General features: G+C 33.9%; 25 protein-coding genes and 2 pseudogenes. 6 read left to right on the forward strand and 21 right to left on the reverse strand.

From position 1 onward, the window contains the following. Window positions 1-8 precede the first annotated feature (8 nt). The 5 genes and pseudogenes from RBB48_RS17315 to RBB48_RS17335 form a co-directional block, all read right to left on the reverse strand. A complete protein-coding gene (locus RBB48_RS17315) occupies window positions 9-476 on the reverse strand; it encodes an NUDIX hydrolase (protein ID WP_088063843.1) in 468 nt (155 codons plus the stop codon). A 351-nt stretch (window positions 477-827) separates the two neighbouring features. Then, window positions 828-1,121: pseudogene (locus RBB48_RS17320) on the reverse strand (YfzA family protein). Window positions 1,122-1,150: 29 nt separating this feature from the next. After that, window positions 1,151-1,768: an ABC-2 transporter permease gene (locus tag RBB48_RS17325; protein WP_000933342.1), complete on the reverse strand. Its 618-nt coding sequence runs from the start codon at window positions 1,766-1,768 to the stop codon at window positions 1,151-1,153. Next, entirely contained in the window at window positions 1,756-2,628 is an 873-nt protein-coding gene (locus RBB48_RS17330) for an ABC transporter ATP-binding protein (RefSeq protein WP_000432454.1), read from the reverse strand. Before RBB48_RS17330 ends, RBB48_RS17325 begins: the two co-directional genes overlap by 13 nt. Then, on the reverse strand, window positions 2,616-3,005 hold the full coding sequence (locus RBB48_RS17335; protein WP_001167593.1) for a GntR family transcriptional regulator: 390 nt from the start codon (window positions 3,003-3,005) through the stop codon (window positions 2,616-2,618). Before RBB48_RS17335 ends, RBB48_RS17330 begins: the two co-directional genes overlap by 13 nt. Window positions 3,006-3,200: 195 nt before the next feature. Between RBB48_RS17335 and RBB48_RS17340 the strand changes: the two genes are divergently transcribed. Next, the gene (locus tag RBB48_RS17340; RefSeq protein ID WP_142291768.1) at window positions 3,201-3,398 is read left to right on the forward strand and encodes a hypothetical protein; all 198 of its coding nucleotides are present in this window, start codon (window positions 3,201-3,203) and stop codon (window positions 3,396-3,398) included. A gap of 63 nt (window positions 3,399-3,461) precedes the next feature. Here RBB48_RS17340 and RBB48_RS17345 read toward each other — a convergent pair whose 3' ends face one another. Both RBB48_RS17345 and RBB48_RS17350 read right to left on the reverse strand, forming a co-directional pair. Then, window positions 3,462-3,893: an SMI1/KNR4 family protein gene (locus RBB48_RS17345; RefSeq protein WP_306007884.1), complete on the reverse strand. Its 432-nt coding sequence runs from the start codon at window positions 3,891-3,893 to the stop codon at window positions 3,462-3,464. A 55-nt stretch (window positions 3,894-3,948) separates the two neighbouring features. Then, complete coding sequence (locus tag RBB48_RS17350; RefSeq protein WP_088063847.1) at window positions 3,949-4,980, reverse strand: SDR family oxidoreductase; 1,032 nt, start codon at window positions 4,978-4,980, stop codon at window positions 3,949-3,951. A gap of 169 nt (window positions 4,981-5,149) precedes the next feature. On the opposite strand from RBB48_RS17350, the gene RBB48_RS17355 reads away from it, so the two are divergent. Then, complete coding sequence (locus RBB48_RS17355) at window positions 5,150-5,908, forward strand: CPBP family intramembrane glutamic endopeptidase (RefSeq protein WP_088063848.1); 759 nt, start codon at window positions 5,150-5,152, stop codon at window positions 5,906-5,908. A 162-nt stretch (window positions 5,909-6,070) separates the two neighbouring features. Here RBB48_RS17355 and RBB48_RS17360 read toward each other — a convergent pair whose 3' ends face one another. The 4 genes from RBB48_RS17360 to RBB48_RS17375 are packed head-to-tail and all read right to left on the reverse strand — an operon-like array spanning window position 6,071 to window position 8,864. Beyond that, window positions 6,071-7,012, reverse strand: a complete 942-nt coding sequence (locus RBB48_RS17360) for a serine hydrolase domain-containing protein (RefSeq protein WP_088063849.1) — start codon at window positions 7,010-7,012, stop codon at window positions 6,071-6,073. 23 nt (window positions 7,013-7,035) lie between these two features. Then, entirely contained in the window at window positions 7,036-7,926 is an 891-nt protein-coding gene (locus tag RBB48_RS17365) for an AraC family transcriptional regulator (protein ID WP_306007885.1), read from the reverse strand. A 48-nt stretch (window positions 7,927-7,974) separates the two neighbouring features. Then, window positions 7,975-8,445, reverse strand: coding sequence for a GNAT family N-acetyltransferase (locus RBB48_RS17370; RefSeq protein WP_306007886.1), 471 nt, complete (start codon window positions 8,443-8,445; stop codon window positions 7,975-7,977). A gap of 17 nt (window positions 8,446-8,462) precedes the next feature. Beyond that, a complete protein-coding gene (locus tag RBB48_RS17375; protein ID WP_306007887.1) occupies window positions 8,463-8,864 on the reverse strand; it encodes a DUF3980 domain-containing protein in 402 nt (133 codons plus the stop codon). An 80-nt stretch (window positions 8,865-8,944) separates the two neighbouring features. Between RBB48_RS17375 and RBB48_RS17380 the strand changes: the two genes are divergently transcribed. Then, the gene (locus RBB48_RS17380; protein WP_097890259.1) at window positions 8,945-9,412 is read left to right on the forward strand and encodes an NUDIX hydrolase; all 468 of its coding nucleotides are present in this window, start codon (window positions 8,945-8,947) and stop codon (window positions 9,410-9,412) included. A gap of 18 nt (window positions 9,413-9,430) precedes the next feature. On the opposite strand, the gene RBB48_RS17385 is transcribed toward RBB48_RS17380, so the two are convergent. After that, complete coding sequence (locus RBB48_RS17385; protein ID WP_088063852.1) at window positions 9,431-10,342, reverse strand: DMT family transporter; 912 nt, start codon at window positions 10,340-10,342, stop codon at window positions 9,431-9,433. Between the two features lie 124 nt (window positions 10,343-10,466). Here RBB48_RS17385 and pdxR point away from each other — a divergent pair, with 124 nt between their 5' ends. Together pdxR and RBB48_RS17395 are read left to right on the forward strand one after the other, a co-directional pair. Beyond that, the gene (pdxR, locus tag RBB48_RS17390; protein ID WP_306007888.1) at window positions 10,467-11,909 is read left to right on the forward strand and encodes a MocR-like pyridoxine biosynthesis transcription factor PdxR; all 1,443 of its coding nucleotides are present in this window, start codon (window positions 10,467-10,469) and stop codon (window positions 11,907-11,909) included. An 81-nt stretch (window positions 11,910-11,990) separates the two neighbouring features. Further along, window positions 11,991-12,431 carry a YaiI/YqxD family protein gene (locus RBB48_RS17395; RefSeq protein WP_088609204.1) on the forward strand — a complete coding sequence of 147 codons (441 nt, stop codon included), beginning with the start codon at window positions 11,991-11,993 and terminating at the stop codon, window positions 12,429-12,431. Window positions 12,432-12,517: 86 nt separating this feature from the next. Here the strand turns inward: RBB48_RS17395 and RBB48_RS17400 are convergent, their stop codons facing one another. The 9 genes and pseudogenes from RBB48_RS17400 to RBB48_RS17440 form a co-directional block, all read right to left on the reverse strand. Beyond that, the gene (locus RBB48_RS17400; protein WP_149212714.1) at window positions 12,518-12,832 is read right to left on the reverse strand and encodes a DUF3892 domain-containing protein; all 315 of its coding nucleotides are present in this window, start codon (window positions 12,830-12,832) and stop codon (window positions 12,518-12,520) included. A 63-nt stretch (window positions 12,833-12,895) separates the two neighbouring features. Beyond that, on the reverse strand, window positions 12,896-13,891 hold the full coding sequence (locus tag RBB48_RS17405) for a sensor histidine kinase (protein WP_088609206.1): 996 nt from the start codon (window positions 13,889-13,891) through the stop codon (window positions 12,896-12,898). Further along, a pseudogene (locus RBB48_RS17410) lies at window positions 13,888-14,567 on the reverse strand (response regulator transcription factor). The gene RBB48_RS17405 and the pseudogene RBB48_RS17410 overlap by 4 nt, the downstream one beginning before the upstream one ends. Before the next feature lie 34 nt (window positions 14,568-14,601). After that, the gene (locus RBB48_RS17415; protein ID WP_306007889.1) at window positions 14,602-15,588 is read right to left on the reverse strand and encodes an alpha/beta fold hydrolase; all 987 of its coding nucleotides are present in this window, start codon (window positions 15,586-15,588) and stop codon (window positions 14,602-14,604) included. A 106-nt stretch (window positions 15,589-15,694) separates the two neighbouring features. After that, window positions 15,695-16,519 (reverse strand): DUF2785 domain-containing protein, encoded by an 825-nt coding sequence (locus RBB48_RS17420; RefSeq protein WP_306007890.1) that lies wholly within the window; start codon window positions 16,517-16,519, stop codon window positions 15,695-15,697. 127 nt (window positions 16,520-16,646) lie between these two features. Then, window positions 16,647-17,318 carry a nucleoside/nucleotide kinase family protein gene (locus RBB48_RS17425; protein WP_306007891.1) on the reverse strand — a complete coding sequence of 224 codons (672 nt, stop codon included), beginning with the start codon at window positions 17,316-17,318 and terminating at the stop codon, window positions 16,647-16,649. Between the two features lie 59 nt (window positions 17,319-17,377). Then, window positions 17,378-18,121: a metallophosphoesterase family protein gene (locus tag RBB48_RS17430; RefSeq protein WP_088063860.1), complete on the reverse strand. Its 744-nt coding sequence runs from the start codon at window positions 18,119-18,121 to the stop codon at window positions 17,378-17,380. 13 nt (window positions 18,122-18,134) lie between these two features. Further along, window positions 18,135-19,073, reverse strand: coding sequence for an aminoglycoside phosphotransferase family protein (locus RBB48_RS17435; protein ID WP_306007892.1), 939 nt, complete (start codon window positions 19,071-19,073; stop codon window positions 18,135-18,137). A 14-nt stretch (window positions 19,074-19,087) separates the two neighbouring features. Further along, complete coding sequence (locus RBB48_RS17440) at window positions 19,088-19,885, reverse strand: VOC family protein (protein ID WP_097858961.1); 798 nt, start codon at window positions 19,883-19,885, stop codon at window positions 19,088-19,090. A 206-nt stretch (window positions 19,886-20,091) separates the two neighbouring features. Here RBB48_RS17440 and RBB48_RS17445 point away from each other — a divergent pair, with 206 nt between their 5' ends. Further along, on the forward strand, window positions 20,092-20,994 hold the full coding sequence (locus RBB48_RS17445) for a sulfite exporter TauE/SafE family protein (protein WP_306007893.1): 903 nt from the start codon (window positions 20,092-20,094) through the stop codon (window positions 20,992-20,994). The last annotated feature ends 23 nt before the right edge of the window (window positions 20,995-21,017 follow it).

Here is a 21,017-nt window from a genome sequence, read left to right on the forward strand (position 1 = left end):
AAACACGTTTACTTTTGTAAAACGATATGTTCTGTATGAACTGATACATCCTTTACTTTATCTTTTATAAACGCTGGCTGTAAGTTATATGTATCTAATTCTTCTATCGGTACCCACTTAAACATATATGTTCTACCCTCTTCATTCAGAATATATTGATCCGCCCCATTTGCAGGTAATTGTTTCAGCTCTACTTCATAGTAAAAACTAATTTCATGAAACTTTCGCTCAGAAAGGGTGAAGAAATTTTCTACTGACCATATTAATCTCTTCACTTTAATAGGAACACCCACTTCTTCTGCAAGCTCTCGTTTTAATGCATCTTCACTATTTTCTAGCATTTTCACTCGTCCGCCCGGTACATACCAAAAATCTTCACCGTCACCTTGCAAAATGAGTATTTTATTATCCTGTTTGCAAATTGCTCCGACTCGGTAATTAAAACATGTTTCCTCTACTTTAAACGTAAGATCCACAATAACCCCCTCCAATGTATCATTACAAAACTATTATTTATGCGCAGTACAAATAAGATTACTAAATTTTTCTATTCCATTCAATAATTTTTTAACTTTTCAAAAACAATACGCATCATTTGTCATCACAAGTATAAATACATATGTCACAATCACTGCACACACTAGAGAAGCATTATAGGGGACGAATGGAAACATTGTCAATATACAAAACTGAAAAATCAAATAATTTCTAAGGCATCATTATAAAAGATAAAGTAAAACTTCAATAAATGGAGTTTTTATCTTTCCCCTGTTGTTTTTAAATATTGTTAAGACATTATTAAAAAAGACGTAAGGTCAACTTGTGTGCTAATTAATTCTTTTTCTAGAAAAAGCGTCTTTTATTGCACTTGTTAATACATTTAGGGATAATAAAATAGCCATAACTACCGTTAATACGTTAAATTGCTTTGTTTTATAAGGAGCGAACCATTCCGTAAAGAACTCTGAATTAACGAGACGCTCCCCAACTCCTCCTTCCTTGAAGTTCGGTATTCACAAATTCATATCAAGGATGATAAAAATTAGTTGCATAACGAAAAATGCTCCAAGAGTTTTCAGCCAATTTCGTATTCGAATAGGACGCCCTTTTTTTGATGTCATTTAAATGACCCTCCTTTTAGAACTTGCTATTAAAGAGCCTTGTTCTGATAGATACGAATAGATAATATCCATGAAACCCCATAGCACCCCACTGCTATGACAGCAAATATAAGAAATAATTTCAAATCTGAAATCTCTTTTAAAAAGGTCAGTACGCCATTAGCATATTTATTTAATAAATATGGAGTATTTCGCATTAAATATATAACTCCAATAGATAAAAATATAAAAACTGGTACAAGTGTTTTCACTTTAAATGCAACAAAAAATGGGATGTAAAATGCAGTAATCAGCATGACTGCCAAGAAGCCTAGGATGTAACTTTCTAAGGAAAGTTGAAATTCCATGCTGTCTAAAATGAAATATTTTCCAACCAAACAAAAGGGGATGATTACTATTGTAAAAAATAAGGTTCCAACGTATTTTGAACTTATAATTTCCTTCCTAGTATACGGTAATGAGTTTACTAAAATATTAGCATTATCTTTATCATCAGATTGATAAGTGTTAATTACAAAAACGGCACTACAAATGATTATGACATATGCTACATCCATGCCGGCCCACAAATAGGTAACTAGAAATAAGAGATAAGCAGGTAAAAAAGTTTTTTGTAAAATCAAATCCTTTTTAATTAAATTAAGCATCTTGACTCCCCCTTTTTCATGAAATACATAATATCCTCTAAACTTGGTTTTTCAATCACCACTTCTTTATTAAATAAAGTTTCGATTGAATTTACATTTTCAATCAATCCCTCGAAACCTGTATTTGCTTTACATACAGATATAAATTCACGCTCAGTATCAAAATCTAACATATCTAGTGGTCCTTTGACCAAAATATAATCTTCTGCAATGGCATAAATATCTTTTGTAAAAATATGCTTCCCATTTTGAATAAATGTAATATAATCAGCAATGCGGTCTAAATCCGTTGTAATATGAGATGAGAAAAAGATAGTTTTCTCACCATCCTGCATAATATTTTGTAAAACATCCAATAATTCTCTTCTAAATACCGGGTCGAGTCCGGAAGTAGGCTCATCCATAATAATTAGTTCAGCATGATGTGAAAGGGCAATTGCAAGAGAGGCTTTCATTTTCATTCCTTTGGAGAATGTTTTCATTTTTTTATTTAATGGTAATTCGAACAGATCTTTATAATATGTAAATTGGTTAAAATCCCATTTTTTATAAGCAGGCGCAATAATTTTAGTAATTTCCTTTAATGTGAGTTCATCATAAAACACATTATCGTCATAAACGAAACCAATTCTTTCTTTAATTCGCTTCGCATCAGTCGAATAGTTCATGCCAAATAAGGAGACATTTCCACTATCCGGGTTCATTAGATTCATAATCATTTTAATCGTTGTAGATTTACCTGATCCATTTCCCCCAATAAAACCCGTAACAAATCCTTTTTTTACTTCCATCGAAAAATTTTTAATTTGAAATCCTTTAAAAGATTTACTGACATTTTGAAGTTCTATTACGTTTTCCAAGAGTTTTCCTCCTCGTATAAAATTGTAAGCATTTCTTTTAGATCATTTAAAGAAACATCCATTTGTTTAGCATTTTGAATCGCTTCACACAACTTTTCTTCAACTGTCTTTAATTTTTTTTCTTTCATAGTTTCAATGTTTTGTTCTGCTACAAAGGACCCCCTTCCGACAATCGAATAAATAAAACCATCTTTTTCCAGTTCTTCATATGCTCTTTTCGTTGTAATAATACTTACTCTTAAATCTTTTGCTAACTGACGCATTGAAGGAAGAGCATCTCCTTGCTTTAAATCACCTAGTAAAATAAGTTTTTTTATTTGGACACCAATTTGTTCATAAATAGGTTCCTTTGAAGTGTTCGTAATAACGATTTGCATGCAAATACCTCTTTTTAAAAATATTGTATATATACTTTATATACAATATATACTATCGTACATTGTAAATCAACAGAAAATTTCCAAAATATAGTCACAAACACAATCTAATAATACATGTAATTCATACAACTTATTTATACGGGGCTTCCTCGTATTTGCTCGATTTTGAGGTGGAGGTCTTACTGCTATCTAATGCGGTATAAAGACTACGTTGTGTTTTACGGAGAAATTGGCACAGCTGGTAGTGTGAAAGCAAAAGAGTTTGAAACAGAAGAACAATCTGAGGAAGTTGATATCAAGTTAGACTGGGATGAAGATGACAAAGAAGGATTAAAAAAGATGTTTCCTAAGTTATGGGACATGTACGGGGAAGAACCGATAGACTGGTAGATTAGTTGATTGTCAAAAACGCCTTGTTTCTTTCGTAACAAGGCGTTTTTCATGATACTATATTTAAATTTTTATCTTCCCACTTTCCCACCACTTCATAAACGTTTCTAACGAAGGAGCAACCCAAGTTCTACTATCATTTTCATGATTCCATACATATATATCATCTCTTTGCACGATTCCATTCAAAATGGAATAACCAAACAAATCACCATTTCCGCCATCAGCAATAAATGATAAACAGTCAAAAGGCATATATAAACCCTTGAAATCAACTATATTTCTCATATTCATATTTTCAGTTTTAATTTTTGAAGTAGACCATATAAAATCCCCGTATTCACCTTCTACACCGTTTGTTTCCTGTAATAATTGATATAAATCATTCGGTAATTCCACCTGCAAATTTTTGTGAACTTCAGCGAGTTCATCCTTTTTAGCTGGATTATTGAAACTTAAGTTTTGTGAGATACTGTGAATTGTGTTTTTCCACATAGCTTTTTATCCTTCCATCGCTTATGTTCAATCAATTACATACAAAAAGGATTCCCTAAATTGATTGATACCACTTTTCTAGCAACTCTTTCTCCCTCTCTCCTGAAATACCTGCTTTTAATTCCCATTCATCCACACTCTTTATCCACTCATACACATCTGTAACTGTATGTTCTAACCTTCTAAAAGTAAGTCCTTCTTTAACAGCACTTTCAATACTAATAGAAAAACCACCTTTCCACGGCTTCGTCTCACCTTCTAATGAAAATGTTTCAGGAAGCCATAGTGGCATCTCTGTCCAAGGCTGCACCTTATATTCATTCAAAAACGATTCATCTACCCAAACGAATGCAGCATCACTATTCGTAACCTTTTTACAAGTATTTAATAGCTCTTCCATCGTCAATTCATAACTTGGACCTGTTACATTGAATGTACCTGCTTTATTGTTTTCTGCCATGTTTATTCCCCAGTTTGCCACGTCTTTTATATCAACTATCTGCACTGGACGGTCTTTTCTTCCTGGAACTAACACTTCTCCTCCCTTTGCTACACGCCCAATCCAGTATGGAAGCCGATCTGTATAATCAAACATCCCTGAAAGAAGTCCTGCTCTTACGTGTAAAACACGCCCTGGCCAATACTTCTCTGCTTCTTTTTCACACAATACTTTCAGCGCACCGTAATACTCATAAGGAGAAACTTCACCATTCTCCACAGTCTTTATTTGATCACCCGTTGGTTCGGGTTGTAATATATAATCTTCTTTTATATGAGGCGGAATCCAATCTTTATATACGGAAAGACTTGAAATAAATATATAATGCTTTATATTATCCCGTAAGGCTTCTCCAACATTTCTAATATGATGCGGAGAAAATCCACACGTATCTACGACAACGTCCCATTTTCGATTTTCTAAACTTGAAACATCATCATTTCTGTCACCAATTAACTGCTCTACTTCAGGAAAAATTTCTTTATTCGTTCCGCGATTAAACAATGTAACTTCATGCCCTCTTTTTAAAGCCTCTTCTACAAAAGCTCTTCCTAAAAATCGTGTACCACCTAGAATTAGAATCTTCATTGTTCTCCCCCATTCGTGATTGAAAATCCTTTCTTTTGTTAAACGATTTTTTGCTCATAAAAGTTACGGGGTTAGTCTAACTTTTTCTACAAGTTCAACATATGTAATTTCCATTTCATATATAATTAAAATATCGGATATTTGATTAATCACTTATACATGTAAGTAGGTGAAAAATATAAATAGAAACATAGTTTATCATTCAACATTATGTATGTATTGCCTTACATCGCTTGTATATATAATCTTACTGAACATAGAAAATGGTCGTAATTACTTAGGGTTTACGATGGTTATTCCGCTTTTAGCTGCTATTTTATATCAGAAATTATATAAGAAACAAAAAATAGTTCATACATTTGGAATTTCACGTCCAAAAATAAGAACTTTGATTTTCTCCATTTTATTCCCAATACTTCTAGGGCTATGTCTGCATTTCTATTTTTATATTTATAATATAAAATTCTTATTTAATTATTGTAATGAATTAGGATTTCTCCTACTCATTGGTCTTACAATTGCTGCTTTGTCTGCATTTTTAGAAGAAATCATATGGCGTGGAAATTTCCATTACCATTTACGAAAAAAATATTCATTAAAACAAACAGCAATCATTACTGCATCGCTTTGGTCTTTATGGCATTTGCCAGTATCAATCTTTTATAAAAACTATGAATTATGGTTTGTAGGAATATTAAGCTATCTCTCGTTTTTATTTATATTATCTATAATTTTGACGTATACAAGAGAGTATAGCCATTCTGTGATAACACCTGCAATTTTACATGGCATGTTCAATGTATTTTATTTAACAGATGGAGTAGAAACAAAATGGGATATTAGCCTAATGGAATTAATTAAATTTATCTTGCTGGTAATTGTGTTTGGCATGATATACCTAATACATCGAAAAATTAAAAGTACCTAAACAAATTATAAAGTACTTCAACACCTATTCAATAATCGTATAGGTGTTGAAGTTTTCTAATCTTAGTTGCTCAACTTAGTTAATACAACACTTTTTTCTATTATGAAGAACAAAACAAGTTTAACTAAACCTTTCATTCTTGTTTTTATAAAAATAACCATATTAATCTTTGAAATAAGGAAATATGGACTCTTTAATTAACTTCCATCTATCCCCTGCATTCGGTATGACTTCAGAAGCGATCGCCACCACGAGCTCCTTCTCTGGTACGCAGCAAATCACATTCCCACCATCGCCCATTGCACAGTATGAAAAGATTCCATCCTCTTCTCGTAACCACCATAAGTAACCGTATTGATTTTGGTTCATTGTTGTCGATTCTTTTATCCATGATTTTGATAGTATTTGTTTTCCATTATGAATACCTTCATTCAAATACAGCTGTCCAAACTTAGCCATATCTTTAACCGTTAACGTTAGTCCCCAGCCGCCTGTCGAAATACCATTTGGATCATGAACCCATCCCTTTACATCTTTTCCGAATAAGTCATCAAATCCAAATGCTTTCATATTGTAGTTTGGAATTTCTCTCATGCCGAGTGGCTGAAATAAGTATTCATTCGCAAATTCACGGGCACCTTTTCCTGTTGCGCTCGTAATAATTGCTGATAGTACATGAGCTCCTGCAGATGAGTATTTAAAAGATCCGATTTCTCCGCCATTCCCCATTCTATTAAGTGTATACTGTACCCAATCCTCTTGCGTACATAATTCTTCTAGCGGTTCCTGCCAATCTGCATAAGGGTATGGAGCTGTCATAGTAAGTAGATGCCGCACTGTTATTTCAGATGAATTACAATTATAGTCTGGGAAAAATTCTATTATTTTTTGATCAACGTTTTTTATATAGCCCTTATCTATACATATCCCAATTAAAGCAGAGATTATCGTTTTTGTAACTGACGCTATATGAAATGCATCATTTGGACCGTGACCGTTATAATAGTTTTCAAAAATAACATTACCTTTCTGTACTACTAACATACCATTAATATTTTTGTATTCTTCTTTTATAATACACTCTAGCTTTTCAGCAGTTTGCATTGTTCTTCCCCCTTAATCAATGATTAAAAAGGTTCGATAGGTACATATATATCAACTATATGTTTATTTTCTGGGTGCTGCCTTGGGTCATTTTTATACATTTCAAAAGGATATGAATCTCTCGGTTTATATCCGCTATTTGGAAGCCACTCACCGTATAAGAAATCCCATGCTCCTTTATATTCATCTTGGAATATTTCAAAATGACCTATCGCATACTTTCCAGAAGGTATTACCATTATTCCAATGTCGCTCGTTTCTACTGCGGATTCATCCGGAATTGTTATACATAAACTAGTTCTTAAATGGTTGTCCTCAGTAAATTCATGATGGTCGTGGTAAATGGTTAATACTTTCGTATTCTCAAATACATAATAGTTTTCCTCCGCTGCGTAATGAAATAATTTCTCTATCATTTTTGGAAAAGCTATCGTTAACTCTTCATATGTACCGATATGTCTTATGTATGCGACGTTTATATCGTCCACTGTTACAATTTCAACATTTCCTCGAACCTTCTTACACTCATTGTATTGAGAAGCTCTCCTTACGTCTTTGCAATTCTTGCTATTATCGTTTCGATATTGCGACGGACTTACTCCGTAATAATTTTTAAATGTACGGGAGAAAACTGCGGAATCTGTGAATCCGAAGTGATACGCAATATGTGTAATTGTCATATCTGTGCGATATGTAAGTAGATTTGTTGCCCTTTCTAACTTCAATCGGTTTACATACCGTGATAATGGCTCGTCTACTATCCCCTTAAAAATCCGATGAAAATGAAACTTTGAAAATCCTGCTACATCCGCTAACTCTTCAATTGAAAGTGGATCATCTATGTGTGATTCTATATAATCTTGTACTTTATGAATGCGTCGTAAGTACTCATTTCTACTTTGTTTACTCTCCATATTTTTATCTCCTCACAACAAAAAGGCTAACGTTAAGCTAGCCTACTTTTATACATTTTTTAAAAATAATACTCTACTACCGCCGTTCCCATCATAATTTGTATGTACCGATACACCCTCTACCTCATCATCCCCAGCCTCAATCCGAAAACCGATTTCTTGATGAAACTGTATCGACTTTTTGTTAATTGGTGACGTAATTGCTTTTACAACTTTACGGTTATTTGCACGAGCGGCATCAAAGAAATAAGAATACAATGTCGATGCGATTCCTCTTCTTCTATACTTCGGATTTACACCGATAAAATGAACGTATGCTTCATCTTTATATGTTTGTGAAAAAAATCCACATAAGAAACCTAACGTTTCACCATCTTCTTCAATGATAAAACTCGTTTCTTGAAAGTGAACAAAAAACAGTTTTGGCAACATAGCAGACATATCTCTCCCGCCCCACCAATCATTTAAAACAGAATGAATCTTTACATAATCTTCCCCTTGGATGTTTCTTACTTGCATATGTTTCTCCCTCTCACTCACTTCATTTTTTCATAAATTTTAATGACTGTTTCTACTAAAAGGATGAATACCCATATTCCACAAAATACAAGAACAGACTGAAATATCGATCCAATTATCATAACACCAACTGCACCTGTTATTGAAAAGAATATTCCACCAAGCCCTGGATCCTGTATAAATGCTCCAGCAGAAAAAGCGGTTATAATAGATACTATTAAATAAATAACACTCATTATTTTTAATATTTTTATAGAAAGATACGAAGTTTGTTCTTTCTCCACTTGTGATAATTCGATTTCCCCGTTCGCAATTCCTTTTTGCAAACAGTCCTCACATAAAAATTCTTCCTTAAATTTTTTACCACCGTGCAGCGTACCTGTTATCTCTTTACACCTTGAACATTTTCGATTTATCATGTTGTTACCACTCCAATCTATTAAGATTATACTTACCTTAATATTCCTTTTATGTATTTTATAGAGAAAGGTCGTATTTTATGATTTCAAAACTTACGTTTGGCTTGAAAAAATCTACCACTCATTATGTATTAAGACCTAGTTGTTATGCGATTATTTTCCATTCATCTTCTTCAATGATTGCTGTTATCCAAAAAGGAGACCGTTACTTTTTACCTGGTGGTGGTATGGAAGGTAATGAAACAAAAGAAGAGTGTTTGCACCGTGAACTACTAGAGGAATTAGGATGGGCAATTGAAATTGATCAATATATCGGTAATGCAGCTCGATATTTTTATGCAGAAAATGAAGATATATATTATTTAAATGACGGGTTCTTTTATATTGCGAACATGGTGCAGAAACAAACTGAAAACTGTGAGGATGATCATGTTCTAAGGTGGATGTCTCCTTTACTTGCTGTCGAACTTCTCCTTCACGATCATCAAAAATGGGCCGTTAAACAAACCCTTTTATTACGAAAACAAAAAGGATCTCCTTCTATATGAAAGAGATCCTTTTTACTGTTAACTTACTTTTTTTAAATTGAGAGCTGGCTTTTTCATTCCGCCTTTTTTTACAACATATAGACCCACAAAGATAATAAGTCCGCCAACGAGTTGCATCATATTAATTTGCTCCCCAATTGTTACTGCTGCAAAGATAACTGCGAATAATGGTACGAGATACATATAAACCATTACTTTTGTTGAACCTATTTGACTAATACCGACATACCACATTGCTAGTCCGAAGATGGTTGCAAAGATGATTGAATATGCTAGTGATCCCCAGCTTGGCGTATCTACTGGCCACGTTAAAGAATTTACGTTGAATAAACAGTATATAACAAGTGGTACTATCCCAATTAAAGTAGACCATGATGTGACTCTCATTGCGGAGTATTTTGTAATAAGAGGTTGCGCTAATATTGGATACCATCCCCACGCAATTGCTGCGACTAATCCAATTACATTTCCGAGCCACGCATATTCATAAGTAGCTCCTCCTGTATGTCCTGTTAATAAAACGAATGCTGCACCAATAAACGCTATTATTGAACCAATTTGTACTTTCATCGAAAAACGTTCTTGTTTGTGTAATACTGCTAATATCCCTGTAAATATAGGTGACATCGCAATTAATAATGAGGCGTTCGTTGCTGAAGTATATTTCACAGATAGCATAAACATCGTTTGATACATCGCCGTACCAACAATACCGACTGCTACTAATCGTAACCAATCTTTTCTTTCAATACGTAATGAACGTTCCATCATAAATGTAATAAGTAATAATACCGGAGATGCTACTAAAAATCGTAAACTATTAAATTGAATGGATGACATATATGCCACGCCATATTTTCCAATTGTATAATTTGCTCCCCATACTAATGCTACTGATACTAGGAGCCATTCCATTTGCCATCGTTTCATCCGAATCTCCCCTTCCATATTTAGCATAGTAAAATTGGCTGGATATAACACCGTCCAATTGGCTGTTTTTTTACCCAGCCAATTTGTTATACTTGATATAGTTAAGAGATACGGAGGCGTTTGTATGGAATGGAAGCTAGATAACGACAGTAAAATCCCTATTTATCAGCAAGTTGTTGACTTTATTGAAAAGCGTATTACATACGGAGAACTTCCACCTGGTAGCTTCCTCCCTTCTGAACGGAAATTAGCTATGCAGTTAAATGTAAACCGAAGTACGGTAACGACTGCTTATAATGAACTACGTGCTATGGGGATTGTGGAAAGTACGACTGGTAAAGGGACACGTGTAAGTACACATATGTGGGGCGTTTCTCCAACATTAACGCCGAATTGGAGAAATTTCGTAGAAGGTGGCACTTTTTTACCAAACTTGCCGTTACTTCGCCATATTCGGGCGGAAGTACAACAAAATGAAAACATTATAGATTTTGCAAATGGAGAGCTCGGTTGTAACCTCTATCCTCACGATCAACTACAAACGATTTTACGAGAACAACCGTTAACGCATTCATTAAGTTACGATCATCCGCAAGGCTATCTTCTGCTAAGACAAGCGGTCGTAAAATATATGAAGGAATATTTAAAAGTTGAAGCGACTGAACAATCCATTATGATTACATCTGGCGCACAGCAAGCACTTCACCTTATCGTTCAATGTTTATTAAATCCCGGTGATGCAGTTGCTTTCGAAAGTCCTTCACACTGTTATTCCTTACCGTTATTCCAATCAGCAGGTATTCGTATTTTCCCGTTACCTGTCGATGAACACGGTATTAATCCAGATGATGTGCAAGAGTTATATAGAAAACATCGTATTAAAATGATCTTTTTAAATCCAAATTTCCAAAATCCTACAGGAACAATGCTGCATCCAAACCGTAGAAAAAAACTGTTATCACTTTGCGCAGACTTACGAATTGCAATTGTTGAAGATGATCCGTCCAGTTTACTTGCGCTAGAAAAAAAACAACCTTGCCCTACTTTGAAATCTATTGATGAAAACGGAACTGTCATTTATGTACATTCCTTATCTAAAATGATTGCACCAGGTTTACGAGTCGGCTGGCTTGTCGCCCCGCAGTCTGTAGTAGAAAGGTTATCCGACGCAAGACACCAAATGGAATTAGGTATGAGTATTTTCCCACAGTGGCTTATGCAACAATTTTTCGAAACAGTACCATTTCAATCTCATATCGTACCGTTACGAAAACAATTAGCAGAAAAAAGAGACGTTATCGTTCGCGCCTTAAATGAGCAACTTCACGATAAAATCTCTTTTTCAAACCCGACCGGCGGTATATACATATGGGGAAAATTAAAAGAACCGATAAACGAAAAACAACTTATTATGCAAAGTTTAAAACAAGAAATTGCATTTATGCCTGGTAGTATTTTCGGCGCGAAAGATGGTTATATTCGTTTATCTTATGGAAAAGTGGATATTGATCAAATTGAGGAAGGTATTTCTCGTTTGCGAGAAGCTATTTTAATTTGTGGAAAATGACTTTACATAAAGCTTTATCGTTTGACAAAAGAAAAATCTACCATTATTATCAACACGAACCTAGTTATAGGAGTGATAAAAATGAACATTTACGTTGATGCAGATGCTTGTCCTGTAAAAGATGTAATTATTTTTGAAGCTACGAATGCAGAAATCCCTGTAACCCTCGTTACTAGCTTTTCTCATTATTCTAATGCTCAGCAGCCTAAAGGTGTGGAAACAATTTATGTTGATTCCGGAGCAGATGCTGCAGATTACCGAATTATGCAATTAGCTCAAAAAGAAGATTTAATAGTAACACAAGATTACGGTCTTGCTTCGCTCGCTTTAGCAAAAGGCTGTATCGTGCTACACCATAAAGGCTATAAGTATACGAATGATAACATTGAACAATTGTTACAAACACGGTATTTAAGTGCAATGGTTCGAAAAAGCGGTAAGCGTACAAAGGGACCAAAACCATTTACAGCAGAAGATAAAGAGAAATTTAGAGCGCTCTTTAAAAGTATGATTGCACTTTAAAAATGAACCGTCTATTTGCAAGGAAAACTTCGCAAAACAAAGAAGAGAATATCGAAATGAACATTCTCTTCTTGAGGTTTACCCTTTTAAAATGAAGGTAAATTATCTAAGTTATTTTCCTTTATTCCATCAGGTTCACTACGTATAATATCTCTACCATACTTATGAAATACGTCCACATGAGCTAACTTCCCTGATTTCGCTTCACTAAGTGCAGCCATATAATCTAACTCTCTTCCGCTACTTGTTTTAAACGCTATTAAATCCCCATCATCATTTTTACGAACGGCAACAATTTGTTCTGCTCCTGAATTGACTTCATGGTCTACTTCAAATTGAGCTTGCTCTTCTCCTTGATGTAAGTATTCATTATAAACTTTTTCAAAGTCTTTTTCGTCCATAACATTCACCTCCAACACATTTTATTAGTATGGTTGGGAGATGGTGGTTTTATGTAATTTGCTCTAAACTTTAGTATTTTCAAATGAAAACATAGTACCCCCACTATTTGATTGTAAAGTGTATTTTACATCGAACATCTTTGATATATCTTCAATATTTTTCAAACCAAGTCCCGTACCTTTACTGTTTATATCAAACCCAATCCCATTATCTCTAAAGGAAACAATATCTTCATCTATAATAATTTTGAGTTTTTTAGCTTTAGAATGTTTAAGGACATTTTGAAAAATATTATCAAATAACCTTTGCATCCATAACTCATTACTATTCCATATCAACTCTTTATCTTGTAGATTATATGCTAATTCAATTTTATGAATGCTATACAAATAGCTCCATTTTTTAATCATATTTTCTATTAAATTATGTATATTAACTTCATCATTCACAATATAAGTATTCTCTAAGGTCTCTGTAGATTGAATATTAAATTCGTTAGTTAAATCACTTATATATTGTATCTGCTCATACATTGATTCAAGTACTGGTGCTTGTTCCTTGTACTCACCTTCTAAATAATATAATTGTAATCTGACTGCTGTTAAGGGTGTATTAATATCATGCCGTAATTTATTTAATAGTTCTTTTTTTATTTGTTCCTGTTGTTTTAGTTCTAATTCTCGATAAGTTGTTCTTTCTATAAGCAAATTTACTGATTTAATCAGCTCTCCCATTTCATCATCACTTTTAACATTTATTATATTAGGGATTTTTTTATCACTTGCTAAATCTCGAATCGTTTGATTTAATACATTAATTTTATTTAATACTGTGTTAATCGATTTTGAAAATACAAAAGCTAATATTAATAGTGATAATAAAAATATGATTAACATCGTAGGATATGCATAGGATTCGTGAAAAGGAATGTTCTTATTTTTAGTTTTAAAGACAACATTATAAATAACTGATACAAAGATACTAATTGACAATAATAACAGTGGTACGCTAATAATAGTGGAGAGTAATAGTAACTGATATTTTTTCTTTAAGTTCATTTCTTCATATAGGTATTTAGTCTATACCCTTCTCCATATATGTTCTGAATAATATCACCCGTTTTATCATCAATTTTGGTCCTGATTTTCTTTATATGTACGTTCATGATATTTTGATTTCTATCTTCAAGTTGCCATAGGTAATCATAGAAGTGTTCTTTCGATAAAATTCTATCTCTATTTTCATATAAATAGAAGAATATTTTACGTTCGATTGCTGTAAAAGCAACTTCATTACGCAAATCATTAATGAAAACTCTTTTATATTCTGCATCTATAAATAAATGGTTAATTTGCGTGAATGTACCATATTGATTATCTAACATTTTCTGAATCCTTAATAACAACTCTCTAGGATCAAAAGGTTTTATCATGTATTCTTCTCCAATAGTCAAACCTTTTAGTTTACTATCCATATCATTCCTAGCTGATAGAAATATAATTGGAATATTTAATCCTAGATTTTTTATTTTCTTTGTAATTTGATAACCATCTTCGCCTGGTAACATAACATCATAACATCCATTATGACTAAATCTATTTCATGAATTACATCAAGAACTTTCCTTCCCTCTTTTTCCCAACACACATTATACTTCTCGCGCTGTAAAATTTTTTGTAATAATTCTCCTATAATCAAATCGTCTTCAACAATTAATATGTTATATACTTTCATTATGTAGACCTTTCATCACTAAAATAACAATAGCTTAGTTCTTCATTACTTTATTCTTAATAAAGTCCATAGTAAATTTGTATATTTCATCAGGAGCGTATAAATAAATGCTATGTGTACCTTCAATTATTTTTACATCAGCTATTAATAACTTGCTAGCAAACTCCTTATAATCTTCGTTTTTTTGCTTTGTATAATTCGAATCTTTATATTGCCTAGCAATCGCATCTATAAATAACATTGGTGTTTCTTTTGGGATCGATAAGGAATTTGATTTTTTACTGTTATTGTAGCTTTGTAAAAGTTCTTGCTTCATATCATCATTAAAAGCCCTCTTATACGTAAGCGCTTTATAAATATCTTTTTCCTGTTCGTTTAAAAAGGATTGACGAATGACTTCGGGATTATAAGTAATAGAGGGAGCTAATCTCTGAAAACCAAATTTCGTTAAAATATTCATCCCTTTTATTTTTAATGAATCAAGCATACCTATTTTATTAGTTACGTACTGTTTAGGTAAACCAATATCTAACGCAATAATCCCTTTTACTTCACTTGGATATTTTTGTGCCCAATAAATAGCCTCTATTCCCGATAGAGAGTGTGGTACTAAAATGTAAGGTGGTTTATTTCCACTTCGAATAAGCGCTTCTCTCGTTTGTTCTAATATCGTATCAATATCTCTATCATCTTGAAAAACGTCACTGTATCCATAACCCGCTCTCTCAATTACAGAAATCTTGTTTTCTTTTGAAAATTCACTATATAAGCCTTTCAATTCATAAACAGGAGCGGCAATTCCAGATCCGGCCATAAATACAAATGTATCCTCCCCGCTCCCCTCATTATAAATATTCACTTTTTTATTATCGAAATTAACAAGTTCACCTTCATTCTTCATTAATTTCGATTCGATTTTTAATTGATAGTTATGATATATAAATACAGCGCCTGTTCCAAAGAAAATCATACTAATACACATTAAAAATATTATTTTCACTGACTTCAATAATTTTTTCATTTGACACCCCTTTCAACCTATATTGAAAGGGTACAATATAAAAATAAATTTCTAATAAATTTTTCAAAATTAATATCTATTCATTGTTTCTAAGGATGAATCACTTTTAATACCTACGTAAACCCTTCAAAGTCTCCAATATATCATCTGTAAAGGCTGTACTACCTTCTGTCTCTAAAACTCTGAAATAAAAACTTCTTAGGAAAGTTCTAATATTTTGTACTAAAATAGCATGCTGCGGATGTCGAATGTCTTCAACAGTTGCTATACTATGTAGCCAATTGCTCCACTCTTCTTCAGTTAAAATATTTTGGTGACGTAACGACATAATTGGCGCTACTAATCTCTCATCCTCAAAGTGTATATATACGTAATCTTGTAAGCGAACCTTCTGACGAACAGCAGCTAGTATTGCATATGAAAACTCACGATTTTGTATTGTACGTGCTAACGCATCTAGTGCATCAGCCGCATGCGCCGTAGAGTGTGCCCAACCTTTTCCTTCTACGTAACCTCTTACATCTTCTTCTAAATATACATATTCCAGTACTTGTTCTGCCACACTGTACAGTTGTTCTTCAGATAACAATGGTTCTCTTTCATGAACAGATAAAATAAGTGGTGGAATTAGTACGGAGAATGCACGTTTAAATACAGAGTCTGTGCCCTTTTCACCAATTTTATAAAATAAATAATCAGGACTAATTGCTTGTAACATTAATCCTCGTAACTCTTTTTGTCTAAATACATCATTTGTAATCCATGTGTGAAGCGTACTATAAATTAAATCATCACGTAATTCAGCATCAGGTGAACCGATATAATCTAACATCCACTGCGCATATGGATATGCATCTACGTCTTCTGGTACAGCATAATTATTATTTTTAATTTGTAGTAGTTCTTCTTTTAGTTCTAGTACTTCTGTCATTTTTTTATCCCCTTTTTTACAGTTTTTTAATTGCCCTATCCCCCGTTTTTTACTTCTTAAAATTAATTTAATTATACGAGAATTATAACTTTAAATAAAAGTCTATACATATACTTTTGATTGTGTATTACTTTCGCTCATGAAATATAACTTCTGGATTTGCTAAATCACTATTCCGAAATACAGCATCCGCACACTCTTTCGGATTATGCTCTTCTATATACATCTTACAAGCCGCATGATACCTATTCAAAAATATCTTCTCTGCTTTTTCATAACTTCCAAAAGCCTCAGTCTCGCGCTTTGCACCACGTTTTCTTGCAATCTCAAAATCTGTATCTACGAAAATTTTATAATCAAATAAATGCGCAACGTCTTTTTTCAATAGAAATGTTCCATCTACTATGAGTACCATATTGGGCTGGGCCCTTAACAGCTCATTATGTACAGGGATATCCGTTATTAAATTATGAGAAATCGTTTCATATTGTAAATTCCCGTTAGGTCCTAAAGGATTTAATAACCTTTCTTTAAAAGCCGTATAATCGTGTGCATCTTCGTAATACCCTCTTGCTGATTCTTTACCTTGTGCATAGCGAATCGCTCTCTGATGATGAAAATCATCAATGCTGGCGCGTGTTACTGGTAATCCTCGTTTTTTTATTTCTTCCGCTAGTTCGTTTGCAAATGTTGTTTTTCCTGACGCTGTTATACCGCTTACACCAACTCTTGTTGGATGGGTTAAGTTTAGCTTCAATATGTGATCTACAATTTCTTTGATTCGTTGTTTTCGGTTCATGATATTCCTCCCACAAACAGTTTACATAACATTATTATGAGTGGTATTTTATAATTGACTTACTTTCCCTTAAACCCTCGATATAAAGCAGTCCGTAATTCTTGTTTGTATTCTTCAATTTCTGGCATATCGAGTTCTTCTGCTAGCCTGATGGCTAGTTCAATATCATATGGTACACGTACGAGTTGAATAGAAAAGCTCGCTGCTTCTTTTTCATTATAAGTTCCTTCAAATATTAAATAGGAAGCTTGTGTAATTTCAAGAGGATTACCTACACTACCAGCATTACATAACGTTTTCCCTCTGAAGTTTTGAACGAATGCTTGGTGAACGTCACCGTAGCAAACGACATCGGGTTTTCTTTCCCCTTCTATATTCTCTGTGAGCTCACTATTTTCGAACATACTAATACGCTCTTCTCTTGAGGCATGTGGTTGAATTCTTTCATATAAACTTCTCGGTGAAGCGTGGAACATACGAATCAGTTTGCCGCTCATAAAAAATTCGATTGAAAACGGTAAGCTTCTTAAATAGTCATTTTGTTCTTCCGATAGTTGTTTTTGATGCCATTTTAATGCCTCAAATTCAGTCGGTTTTGTAATGAAATCATCCCAATTTCCCATTACAACTCCATCACATTCTTTACGAATGATTTCAATCACTTCGCTAGAATGAGGGCCTTTTCCGACTAAATCTCCAAGACAAATGATGCGCTCAATTCCTCTTAATTTAATATCTTGCAGCACAGATTCTAAAGCTGGAATATTACCGTGAATATCTGAAATTACCGCTATTTTATCCATATAAATCCCTCCATTACTTATTGTTTATTATATCCTCATGTTGTGATTGATACCATTTTGGAATATAGGATGAAAAATTGTTATGATCTTCTAAAATTCCGTTCAATCTTTCCTTCATATCATCTACTAAATGTGGCGTGCTTCGGTTTGTCCATACGATATCAGCTGGGAATGTCATTGCTGCATATAATGAGTACAGCTGCCAAAAGTGAAGTGACGGTTCTCCCCCGCAATAACCGTGAACTTGTCCAACCGCAAATGGTTTACTTATTCTTGTAGTAAAGATCGCTACGTTATAAAAATCATGTATTGGATCGCCAAAATCATATCCACCAAAATCGATAACGATAAACTCTTTATTATGAATCATACTATTTGCTGGATGGAAGTCATCGTGTAAAAATGTGATTGGGCGATTTTTCAATAATTGTTTATGCTCCCCTACAAAACTTAATACTGGCTTCAAATCAAGGAAGTCTATTTCATAGTTTGCTAACGCTTCTACGTATCTTTCGTATTTATTCCATCGAACCGTTTCCCATTTATTACTTGCACTTTCTCTTTCAATTGAGTGGATTCTCTTTAATACTTCTCCTGCTTTTCTTCCTGCATAATACTGTTCTTCCACCGATAGTTTCCCTAAACCTTCTTCACCATTTACACCTTGGATCCATTCAAATACTTGAATACATTTTTTTAAATCCTCCAGCTTTATAAAATGAATTAACTTAGGCGTAGGAATATGTAATAACTCTAATTGTTTCATATACGTATATTCTTCTTGTTTACGTTCAAAATGAACAGCATCACATATTTTTACAAAATATGTCACTCTATTTTCTAATTCTATTTTATATTTCTCTTCATGTGAAAAACCTTTTGAAATAGCTGTACACTTTGTAATACGAGGCCATTCTAGTTTTCTCTCTATCTCTCTAAGTATTTCTTCCACTATGTTCACCTCTATCAATATATGTACAAACTACCTAACACTTCATGCTCTCGTTTATTTTCCCCATTACACTCCACTGCAAATGGATATTCGCCATGATGATTCAAACGTTCTAGTACTAACCCTTCTCCTTTTGGTTCACAAAACTGCACATGAACGTCTCCAAATGATACGCTTTGGCACTCTGCATTCCATTCTTCATTCTTAACGACCTGGCTTGCAGTTAGCCCCATTACTTCTTTCCATTTCCGTACTGTTTCTCGAACATTTTTCACTGCGTAATGAATCGTTTCAATTTGTTGTACTTTGTTTTTATGTTCAGTGATCGTCCCTATGTTACGTAAATCGTTTCTTCTTTCTTCATCCGTTTCATTCCATTGTATAAAGAATGGTAATTTCGGTCCGTTTTCCTCTTGCTTTACAAATAACATTTTCCATTCTAAAAGGCGGCCATCTTTTCTCATACGTTTCCCTTCAAATGGTCCTATCGTATGTAAACCTTGCTTACTAAACTTAACTGCTAGGTCTTCAATGGCATCTGCTCGAATTGCGATTTGTAGCATTCCTTCTCCGTCTTGTAATTTCACTACTGTTTCTTGTACTAATGGATTGTCTGCTTTCTTCGCTTTTTCTTCATGCTGAATTGCTAAAAATTCTATATAGGATAAATCAAAATAACATAAACTATTCCAAGTACCCCAGGTCGTATGCTCTCCGCCTAGTGCAGTATGAAATCCACGCTCCTGCATTTGTTTCGCCGCTTCCTCCGGTGTACCGTGTACTGCGTGTACGAGATGATCAAATCGTAACATGTCTTTCTCCCCTTTCTCTCCATCCTTTTATTGTATATTTTATTTTTCTTTCATTCAATTCAAAAAACTTTAAAACCTAGTTGATTTATACGATTAATATGTATTATAATGAAACAAATTTAATTATTGCTGATTGGAAAAACCAAAGGCACTTTTCTCATACGGGAAAAGTGTCTTTTTCATTTATTATTACAGGGGGATTATTTATGCAGAAATTAATTGTCTTTGCTATTATTGGATTTTTCGCTCAATTGATTGATGGGGCGCTTGGAATGGCGTACGGGGTAACATCTACCTCACTATTATTAATGTTTGGTATCGCACCGGCTGTAGCTTCCGCATCTGTTCATTTAGCTGAGGTCGTTACAACCGCCGCTTCTGGTGCATCTCACCTCAAATTTGGAAACGTTGATAAATATACCGTTTCCAGGCTTACATTGCCAGGAGCAATTGGCGCATTTATTGGAGCATGTTTTTTAAGTAATTTACCTGGCGATGTAATTAAACCGTACATTTCCGTATTTTTATTTACTTTAGGGGTTTATATTTTATTACGATTCCTCATTCAAAAACAAATTGTTACTTCAAATAAGCGTATGTCTGCTAAACAGCTTGTTCCGCTTGGCTTATTTGCTGGATTCGTTGATTCAACTGGTGGTGGTGGCTGGGGGCCAATTACGACACCTGTACTTTTGGCAAGAGGAAATGAAGCTAGAAAAGTTATCGGATCTGTAGACACGAGTGAGTTTCCTGTCTCACTCGCTGCAACAATCGGCTTTTTCATTTCTCTTGGCTGGGAACAAGTAAGCTGGGTTTGGGTATTTTCTCTTATGCTCGGTGGTATCGTTGCGGCACCGATCGCTGCATGGTTAGTGCGCATCGTTCCTTCTCATTTACTTGGCGTATTAGTTGGCGGCCTTATTATCTTTACAAACATTCGTACACTGCTTACTACATTTAAAGTTGATCCAACTATTATTTCACTTTCTTACGTGGCAGTTGGTCTTGTCGTTATTATTTCTATTTTCATTGCTGTTCGCAATCATTCCAAGCGTTCTAACGCATCGACAGCTGGATATCCGAATAATCAAAAACAAATGCTACCATAACAATAAAAAATACCGCCCGATAT

This window comes from Bacillus sp. MMSF_3353 (assembly GCF_030733445.1).
Taxonomy (GTDB): domain Bacteria; phylum Bacillota; class Bacilli; order Bacillales; family Bacillaceae_G; genus Bacillus_A; species Bacillus_A wiedmannii.

Excerpts from the sequence above, each read along its gene's own strand:
- RBB48_RS17325 (WP_000933342.1), bottom strand. The coding sequence starts at position 1,768 with ATGCTTAATTTAATTAAAAAGGATTTGATTTTACAAAAAACTTTTTTA.
- RBB48_RS17335 (WP_001167593.1), bottom strand. The coding sequence starts at position 3,005 with ATGCAAATCGTTATTACGAACACTTCAAAGGAACCTATTTATGAACAA.
- RBB48_RS17340 (WP_142291768.1), top strand. The coding sequence starts at position 3,201 with ATGCGGTATAAAGACTACGTTGTGTTTTACGGAGAAATTGGCACAGCT.
- RBB48_RS17345 (WP_306007884.1), bottom strand. The coding sequence starts at position 3,893 with ATGTGGAAAAACACAATTCACAGTATCTCACAAAACTTAAGTTTCAAT.
- RBB48_RS17350 (WP_088063847.1), bottom strand. The coding sequence starts at position 4,980 with ATGAAGATTCTAATTCTAGGTGGTACACGATTTTTAGGAAGAGCTTTT.
- RBB48_RS17360 (WP_088063849.1), bottom strand. The coding sequence starts at position 7,012 with ATGCAAACTGCTGAAAAGCTAGAGTGTATTATAAAAGAAGAATACAAA.
- RBB48_RS17365 (WP_306007885.1), bottom strand. The coding sequence starts at position 7,926 with ATGGAGAGTAAACAAAGTAGAAATGAGTACTTACGACGCATTCATAAA.
- RBB48_RS17370 (WP_306007886.1), bottom strand. The coding sequence starts at position 8,445 with ATGCAAGTAAGAAACATCCAAGGGGAAGATTATGTAAAGATTCATTCT.
- RBB48_RS17375 (WP_306007887.1), bottom strand. The coding sequence starts at position 8,864 with ATGATAAATCGAAAATGTTCAAGGTGTAAAGAGATAACAGGTACGCTG.
- RBB48_RS17380 (WP_097890259.1), top strand. The coding sequence starts at position 8,945 with ATGATTTCAAAACTTACGTTTGGCTTGAAAAAATCTACCACTCATTAT.
- RBB48_RS17385 (WP_088063852.1), bottom strand. The coding sequence starts at position 10,342 with ATGAAACGATGGCAAATGGAATGGCTCCTAGTATCAGTAGCATTAGTA.
- pdxR (WP_306007888.1), top strand. The coding sequence starts at position 10,467 with ATGGAATGGAAGCTAGATAACGACAGTAAAATCCCTATTTATCAGCAA.
- RBB48_RS17395 (WP_088609204.1), top strand. The coding sequence starts at position 11,991 with ATGAACATTTACGTTGATGCAGATGCTTGTCCTGTAAAAGATGTAATT.
- RBB48_RS17400 (WP_149212714.1), bottom strand. The coding sequence starts at position 12,832 with ATGGACGAAAAAGACTTTGAAAAAGTTTATAATGAATACTTACATCAA.
- RBB48_RS17405 (WP_088609206.1), bottom strand. The coding sequence starts at position 13,891 with ATGAACTTAAAGAAAAAATATCAGTTACTATTACTCTCCACTATTATT.
- RBB48_RS17415 (WP_306007889.1), bottom strand. The coding sequence starts at position 15,588 with ATGAAAAAATTATTGAAGTCAGTGAAAATAATATTTTTAATGTGTATT.
- RBB48_RS17420 (WP_306007890.1), bottom strand. The coding sequence starts at position 16,519 with ATGACAGAAGTACTAGAACTAAAAGAAGAACTACTACAAATTAAAAAT.
- RBB48_RS17425 (WP_306007891.1), bottom strand. The coding sequence starts at position 17,318 with ATGAACCGAAAACAACGAATCAAAGAAATTGTAGATCACATATTGAAG.
- RBB48_RS17430 (WP_088063860.1), bottom strand. The coding sequence starts at position 18,121 with ATGGATAAAATAGCGGTAATTTCAGATATTCACGGTAATATTCCAGCT.
- RBB48_RS17440 (WP_097858961.1), bottom strand. The coding sequence starts at position 19,885 with ATGTTACGATTTGATCATCTCGTACACGCAGTACACGGTACACCGGAG.
- RBB48_RS17445 (WP_306007893.1), top strand. The coding sequence starts at position 20,092 with ATGCAGAAATTAATTGTCTTTGCTATTATTGGATTTTTCGCTCAATTG.